Source organism: Agrobacterium sp. DKPNP3, assembly GCF_052686535.1.
On sequence record NZ_JBQYSN010000068.1, the window covers coordinates 19063 to 27036 of the forward strand.

Sequence of the window (7974 nt, forward strand, 5' to 3'; positions counted from 1 at the left end):
AGGGTGTTTGAAAATATTATCTGAGTTACTAAGCAAATAGTGCTGAAAGCGGAATAACGGTTTCGTGTACGACGTCGCCATTACCGATAGCCAGGCATGGTATAAATGTCGCATTAATCCCGCCTGTACAAGATGCAATTTTATGTCGAACTCGGCGGGCATACCGGGCTGTTTTTACTGAAATTGAAGGCACCTTTCCCGCGATGCTTGTTGCCGGTCTCCAGCAACCGTCGTTGAGTGTCTGCATCGCGGGGCTGGCGGCAGTCCGGATCGGCATCTTTCCCCTCCCTCCCATACAAGTGCCCGCCTCCAAAAATCATTTGGCTAAAACTCCATGCGCTGGTATTGTCCACCCAACGAAACCTTATGAAAGCCAGCAGCATAGCGTCTACGCTTGTGCGCGGCGAAATGGACAAGACAGTGATCGACCCCGGAAACGGCCCAAAGCCGTCGGAACAAGGGGCGTCGGTGGCGAACAAAGGGAACGCGAAGCGATCCCGTCGTGGCAAGAAACACAAGCGTGACGGCAAGCCCCGTGACGCCGTTGTGCTGTCGCATGATGTTCCCGCGGATGTTCCGGCCGGTTCCTCCTACGTATCGGCTCTCGAGCCGGATGCCGAGCCGCGCAAGAGAAAGCGCCGCCGGCGCTCTCGCGGAAAAGGCGCATCGCAGCAGGCTGCGGTGGCCATCAGCGGGCAGGTTCAGCCCCCCTCTGCAAGCGACGGTGCAACGCCCTCAACCATGCCGCCTGGCGCGGGGAAGAAGTCGCGTCACCGTAAGCGCGGACATCGTGATCCGCGTGGGCGGGATCCGCAGGGCCGTCCGCTAGTCCCCAGCCATGCCCCCAAGCATGTCGGCAAGCAGAACGGCCGTGCCAATGGCGCTGCCCAGGAACAGCATCGGCCGCAATCTGAAACCTCTGCGCGTCATCAGGCTCGCCAGCACGAGCATGGCCCTGACGCGCCCGCAGATATGTACGCCGCGCTCGATCTCGGCACCAATAATTGCCGTCTTCTGATCGCGCAGCCGACGCGTCCGGGCCAGTTCCGGGTTGTGGATGCCTTCTCGCGTATTGTCAGGCTGGGCGAAGGCCTTGTGTCGAGCGGGCGTCTTTCTGATGATGCGATGGACCGCGCGGTCGAAGCGCTGAAAGTCTGCGCCGCAAAACTTGCCGGACGCCCCATCAGGCGCATGCGGCTCATCGCCACCGAAGCGTGCCGCGCGGCATCGAATGGCGAAGAATTTCTGGCGCGCGTGACGCGGGAGACCGGGCTGAAGCTTGAAATCATCAGCCGCGAGACGGAAGCGCGCCTTGCGGTCTCCGGTTGTGCCTCTCTTGTCGGTCGCGAAGCGCGTTCCGTCGTGCTGTTCGATATCGGTGGCGGATCTTCGGAAATTGCCGTGATCAAGGTCGGCGAAAACCGCTCGAACCGGCTCGCCAACCATATTACCCACTGGACCTCGCTGCCGGTCGGCGTCGTCACCTTGTCGGAACGCCATGGCGGTCGCGATGTGACGCCAGACGTGTTCGCCGCCATGGTGCGCGAAGTCGAAGGACTGCTCGACGCCTTCCATTGCCCGCCGCTCGCGCCGCAGGCGCATCACGAGGATTTTCACCTGATTGGCACATCAGGCACGGTCACGACACTTGCCGGCGTGCATCTCGATCTGCCGCGGTACGATCGCCGCAAGGTGGATGGCCTGTGGTTGTCTGACGCCGAGGTGACGGCCATGCAGGACAAGCTGCTGGCCTGGGATTTCGCCGGCCGTGCCGCCAATGCCTGCATCGGGCCTGACAGGGCCGATCTGGTTTTGGCCGGCTGCGCCATCCTTGAGGCCATCCGGCGCCGCTGGCCGGCACGCCGCATGCGGGTGGCGGATCGCGGTTTGCGCGAAGGCCTCCTGACGGACATGATGGCGGATGACGGCGCGTGGCGGCGCAACCGCATGAGGCGCATGCAGATGGTACGGCAGGACAGAACGGAAGGTTTGACATGAGCAAGGCGCCGACAAGCACCAATCGCACCGGCCGCAAGATCGGCCAGAAGGTCAAGAAGACCAAGCTGAAGGCCTCGTCGCGCCGCTGGCTGGAACGTCATATCAATGACCCCTATGTGCAGCGCGCCAAGCTGGAAGGTTATCGCGCCCGCGCTGCCTTCAAGCTCTTGGAAATAAACGACAAGCATCAGATCCTGAAGGGCGCGACCCGCATCATCGACCTGGGCGCCGCGCCCGGCAGCTGGTCCCAGATCGCTTCCAAGGTCACGGATTCGACCGAGGACGATATACGCGTCGCGGCCATCGACTTTCTCGAGATCGACCCAATCCCTGGCGTGAAGATCCTGCAGCTCGACTTCCTTGATCCGACCGCGCCGGAAAAGCTGATGGAGGCCGTTAGCGGCACGCCCGATCTTGTCTTGTCGGATATGGCTGCGCCAACCACGGGTCACCAGAAAACCGACCATATCCGCACCATGCATCTGTGCGAAGTCGCGGCAGATTTTGCGGTGCAGGTTCTGGCGGAAGGCGGTCATTTCCTTGCCAAGACCTTCCAGGGCGGCACGGAAAAGGCGTTGCTGGATATGCTGAAGAAGAATTTCAAGCAGGTCCTGCACATCAAGCCGGCGTCGTCACGCTCGGAATCGGTGGAGATGTTCCTGCTTGCCAAGCACTTCAAGGGCCGCAAGAACGCGCCACAGATTGATGCGGAAGCCGGAGAGGCTTCTGAAGACTGATCACTCCGCCGGTTGCGAGACCTTGGCGCGGTGGCCGGAGACGGCCGCGCCGGCGCGCGCATCCATGCGGATGATGGGCACGATTGCGAAGAGCGACACCAGTGCGACGATCATGAAAGCGATGTGGAAATCGGCAAGTTGTAGGTGAGTGCCTGACATCATGCTGCTGACTTCCAGAATCGAGGCAGCGAAGGCAACGCCGAGCGCCAGGCTGATCTGCTGCAGGACGGAGGCCATCGACGTCGCCTGACTGGCCTGGCTGTCTTCGATGTCGGAGTAGCTGAGCGCGTTTGATCCGGTAAAGAAGAAGGACCGGGCAAACCCTGCCGTCACAAGAAAGATCATGATCAGCGGATAGGGCGTCTCAGGTGTGAAGAAGCTGTTGGCGAGTGTGGTGAACGCGCCGACGATGCCGGCCCCGATCAGCGTCGAGCGGAATCCGGTCGCCGCAAACACCCGCTTGGCCATGAATTTGGTGGTGATCGCGCCGATTGCACCAGCAAAAGTTATCATGCCTGACTGGAACGGATTGAGCCCGAAGCCGATCTGCAACATCAGCGGCATCAGGAAGGGAATGGCGCCTGTGGAAATGCGGAAAACAGTGCCACCGATGGAGGCGGCCCGGAATGTCGCGTTCTGGAAAATCCGGAAATCCAGAATGGGGGCAGGGTGGCGCGCGGCATGGCGCAGATAAAGAAAACCGCAGATGAAACCGATAATGGTCGAGGCAATGCCGATCGCGGGCGGCAGGGCTGGCAGGCTGACGACGGAAAGGCCGAAAACGACGCCAGAGGCGGCGATGCCGGATAGCACAAAACCCTTGCCGTCCATCGGCGGCGGATTGGTGGTTTCGATTTCCGGCAGGAAGATCGTCGACAGCCAGATGCCGATGATGCCGATCGGCACGTTGATCAGGAAAATCCAGTGCCATGAAAAATAGGTGGTGATGAAGCCGCCGATCGGCGGGCCGGTCAGAGGTCCGACAAGGCCGGGGATCGTCAGAAGCGCCATGGCGGAGACGAGGTCGCTGCGCTTGGTCGTCCGCAAAAGCACAAGACGGCCGACCGGCGTCATCATTGCCCCGCCCATGCCCTGCAGGAAGCGCGACAGGACGAATTCAAGAACCGACGACGAGACGGCGCAGCAGATGGAGCCCACGACAAAGACGCCAATGGCAAAACGGAAGATTTTCTTTGCGCCATATTTGTCGGCCATCCAGCCGCTGATCGGAATGAAGATCGCCAAGGCCACCATATAGGCGGTCAGTGCGAGTTTCAGCGTGATCGGCCCGACATTGAGGTCCCTTGCAATCGCCGGAAGAGAGGTGGCGATGACGGTGGAGTCCATCTGCTCCATGAAAAGGGCGACTGCCAGGATGAGCGGAATGATGCGGTTCATGGGAAGGCCTGCGGCTTTCGCTGCAACAAGACGTTGGCCTTCCTCCTACGCCTGATGAACGTCCTTGCCAACACGTTAATCGGCGATTTCTCAAGTTCCGATCAAACCTGCGTGAGGGCGGTTTTCTTGCAACTTTCTGGCTCTATTGTCCGTTGGGCAAAGTTAAGCTGGAAAACAGCCAGGTGGCGATATGGGAGACAAGACGATGACCAAATCCTTGAACATGAGCAGACGTGGCCTCATTGGTGCGGCAGGCGCAACCGCCCTCGGCGCGCCTCTGTTGATGACGCGCAGCGCCAATGCCCAGGCCAACCAGCCGCAAACCTCCATGGAGATCAAACACGCGATGCCACCGGAAACAAACCGTTTCAAGCTCGGTAATTTTGAAGTGCTTGTCGTGAAGGATGGCGCCCGCGCTGCGCCCAATCCGGGAGAGACCTTCGGCACCGACCAATCGCCGGAAACAGTCGGTAGATTGCTCGAAGACAATTTTCTGCCGAAAGACCAGTTCGTCAATTCCTTCTCGCCGGTTCTCGTCAACACCGGGTCTGATCTCGTCCTGTTCGATACAGGCTTTGGTGAAGCCGGTCGCGGGGCGGGCAACGGCCGCCTGATCGAAGGCATGGCTGCCGCCGGTTACACCCCCGAGGATGTGACCGTGGTGGTGCTGACCCATATGCATGGCGACCACATTGGCGGCCTGATGGAAAAGGGTGCGCCCGCCTTCTCCAAGGCCCGTTATGTCTTCGGCCAGGCGGAATATGACTTCTGGACGGATGAAAAACGCGTCGGCACGCCTGCCGAGGGCGGCCACAAGGGTGTTCTTGCCAACGTCAAACCGCTGGCGGAAAAGGCTACTTTCATTGGCGATGGCGCCGACGTGGTCTCCGGCATCACGGGCATCGCCGCCTTCGGCCATTCGCCGGGCCACATGATCTTCCGCGTCGAATCGGAAGGCAAACAACTCATCCTGACAGCTGATACCGCGAACCACTTCGTCCTCTCGCTGCAGAAGCCGGACTGGGAAGTCAAGTTCGACATGGACAAGGCAGCGGCGGCTGCGACCCGTAAGAAGGTCTTTGACATGATCGCTACCGATAGGCTGCCCTTCCTCGGGTATCACATGCCATTCCCGGCCGTTGGCTATGCCGAAAAGCTGGATGTGGGATACCGTTTCGTACCCAAATCCTATCAGTTTGATATCTGATATCTGCTGCAATGCAGCAACAGGCAAAGCCCGGAACGCTGTTCCGGGTTTTTTCTATTCCCTTCCTGTCATGAACGTGTTACCAGCCCTCGCCAACTTCCAAGCAATCCTTGCAGGGCGCCGGGGTGAACTTTTCGTTCCGGAACGGCCACGCATTTTCAGTATGAAGGAATTTGGTCATGGCACGCATCATTCAAACACCCACTGGTTTGGACGCTCTCACATTTGACGATGTGTTGCTGCAGCCCGGACATTCCGAAGTCATGCCGGGACAGACGAATATCGCCACCCGCATTGCCCGCGATATCGATCTCAACCTGCCTATCCTCTCCTCCGCAATGGACACGGTCACCGAGGGCCGCCTCGCCATCGCCATGGCCCAGGCTGGCGGCATCGGCGTTATCCACCGCAACCTGACCCCCATCGAACAGGCCGAAGAAGTTCGGCAGGTGAAGAAGTTCGAAAGCGGCATGGTCGTTAACCCTGTGACCATCGGCCCGGATGCGACCCTTGCCGAAGCCCAGGCGCTGATGAAAGCGCATGGCATTTCCGGTATTCCGGTTGTGGAAAATGGCGGTACGGGTGGCCACAAGAGCGGCCGCCTCGTTGGCATCCTGACCAACCGCGACGTGCGTTTTGCCTCCGATCCGCAGCAGAAGATCTACGAGCTGATGACCCGCGAAAATCTGGTCACGGTCAAGGAAAGCAGCGTTGATCAACAGGAAGCCCGCCGTCTCCTGCACAAGCACCGCATCGAAAAGCTGCTGGTGGTGGATGGAAAGGGCAACTGCGTCGGCCTCATCACCGTCAAGGACATCGAGAAGTCGCAGTTGAACCCCAACGCCACCAAGGATGCGCAGGGCCGTCTTCGCGCTGCCGCAGCCATCAGCGTGGGTGCGGACGCCATCGAGCGTGCCGAGCGCCTCATCGATGCCGGCGTCGACCTTCTCGTCGTCGATACCGCGCATGGCCATTCGCAGCGCGTGCTCGACGCCGTTTCAGTCGTCAAGAAGATGTCGAACTCGGTTCGCATCATCGCCGGCAATGTTGCCACCGCCGACGGCACCAAGGCTCTCATTGATGCCGGTGCGGATGCGGTCAAGGTTGGTATCGGCCCCGGCTCCATCTGCACGACCCGCATCGTTGCCGGCGTGGGCGTTCCGCAACTCGCGGCCGTCATGGCATCGGTGGAAGCCGCCAATGCGGCTGACATTCCCGTCATCGCCGATGGCGGCATCAAGTTCTCGGGCGATCTGGCCAAGGCTATCGCCGCCGGCGCTTCCGCCGTCATGATCGGCTCGCTGCTCGCCGGCACGGATGAAAGCCCGGGCGAAGTGTTCCTGTATCAGGGCCGTTCCTTCAAGGCCTATCGCGGCATGGGCTCCGTTGGCGCCATGGCCCGTGGTTCTGCCGACCGTTATTTCCAGGCGGAAGTGCGCGACACGCTGAAGCTCGTGCCTGAGGGTATCGAGGGGCAGGTTCCCTATAAGGGCCCGGTTTCCGGCGTTCTGCATCAGCTGGCTGGCGGCCTGAAGGCTGCCATGGGTTATGTCGGCGGCAGCAACATCAAGGAATTCCAGGAGCGCGCCACCTTCGTGCGCATTTCCAGCGCCGGCCTGCGGGAAAGCCACGCCCACGACGTGACGATCACCCGCGAAAGCCCGAACTACCCCGGCGCGGTTTGATCTTTCAGGCCAAATCCTTAAAAGGATACGAACTATTTGGCGCTCCCCGATTCACGCCGGATCGGGGAGCGTTTTCATGATTGGAGTAGAAAACATGTCCCCGACAACCGCAATGTTCTGGCCGATGATAGCCCATGCCTCACTGGTCTTCATTCTTTATGCATTGCTGTTGTACCGGCGCAAGAACCACACGCTCACCAGCAGGGAGGCGGTGGCACAGTATCGCGAGAAAGGCGAGGAGGGGCAGACGAGCGCGCTGGTGAACAGAAACATCGCCAATCAGTTCGAGCTTCCTGTTCTCTTTCACGCCATCTGCCTGCTGCTTTACATCACCGATGCAGACAATGTGGTGACCGTGGTGCTTGCCTGGCTGTTCGTGATCTCCCGCTATGCGCATTCCTATGTGCACGTCACCAGCAACAGGCTGCGGTACCGCGCGCCCCTGTTCGGTATCGGCTTTGCACTGCTGGTCTGCCTCTGGGCCTGGCTCGCCATATGGTTGGCGCTTGAATAAAACAGCACCATGGGGTTGCTTCAAAGTTGAGACACTCCCGCCTCGCAAAACGTTCCGGTTTGCGATGGGTCAATTCCATGACGCCTGAAGCTCGTTAATCTCAACCTGCCGTCGAAAGTTTTCGAGGTGTTTGGAGATAGGGAGCAAGTCATGGCTAAAACAATGAAGGCAGCGGTGGTCCGCGCGTTTGGGAAACCGCTGACGATCGAGGAAGTCGCGATACCGGATCCCGGCCCCGGTGAAATTCTCATCAACTACAAGGCGACTGGCGTGTGCCACACTGATCTGCACGCCGCGACGGGTGACTGGCCGGTGAAGCCCAACCCGCCCTTCATTCCAGGCCATGAAGGTGCAGGCTACGTCGCCAAGATCGGCGCCGGCGTTACCGGCATCAAGGAAGGTGACCGTGCCGGCACGCCGTGGCTCTACACCGCC

The 7974-nt window shown here is 60.1% G+C and carries 7 protein-coding genes; 6 read left to right on the forward strand and 1 reads right to left on the reverse strand.

Annotated features, from left to right (window positions below; translation table 11 throughout):
• The first annotated feature begins 366 nt into the window (after window positions 1-366).
• Window positions 367-1998 carry a Ppx/GppA phosphatase family protein gene (locus ACUTJJ_RS17660; RefSeq protein ID WP_445542940.1) on the forward strand — a complete coding sequence of 544 codons (1632 nt, stop codon included), beginning with the start codon at window positions 367-369 and terminating at the stop codon, window positions 1996-1998.
• A complete protein-coding gene (locus tag ACUTJJ_RS17665) occupies window positions 1995-2735 on the forward strand; it encodes an RlmE family RNA methyltransferase (protein WP_445542941.1) in 741 nt (246 codons plus the stop codon). Before ACUTJJ_RS17660 ends, ACUTJJ_RS17665 begins: the two co-directional genes overlap by 4 nt.
• On the opposite strand, the gene ACUTJJ_RS17670 is transcribed toward ACUTJJ_RS17665, so the two are convergent.
• Window positions 2736-4133: an MDR family MFS transporter gene (locus ACUTJJ_RS17670; RefSeq protein WP_445542942.1), complete on the reverse strand. Its 1398-nt coding sequence runs from the start codon at window positions 4131-4133 to the stop codon at window positions 2736-2738.
• 205 nt (window positions 4134-4338) lie between these two features.
• Here ACUTJJ_RS17670 and ACUTJJ_RS17675 point away from each other — a divergent pair, with 205 nt between their 5' ends.
• From ACUTJJ_RS17675 to ACUTJJ_RS17690, 4 genes are all read left to right on the forward strand, one after another.
• Entirely contained in the window at window positions 4339-5340 is a 1002-nt protein-coding gene (locus tag ACUTJJ_RS17675) for an MBL fold metallo-hydrolase (RefSeq protein ID WP_445542943.1), read from the forward strand.
• 179 nt (window positions 5341-5519) lie between these two features.
• Window positions 5520-7025, forward strand: a complete 1506-nt coding sequence (gene guaB, locus ACUTJJ_RS17680) for an IMP dehydrogenase (protein WP_144575779.1) — start codon at window positions 5520-5522, stop codon at window positions 7023-7025.
• A 112-nt stretch (window positions 7026-7137) separates the two neighbouring features.
• A complete protein-coding gene (locus ACUTJJ_RS17685) occupies window positions 7138-7539 on the forward strand; it encodes an MAPEG family protein (protein WP_296066486.1) in 402 nt (133 codons plus the stop codon).
• A 150-nt stretch (window positions 7540-7689) separates the two neighbouring features.
• Window positions 7690-7974: alcohol dehydrogenase catalytic domain-containing protein (locus tag ACUTJJ_RS17690; RefSeq protein WP_445542944.1), on the forward strand; the 285-nt coding region annotated here is incomplete at its 3' end.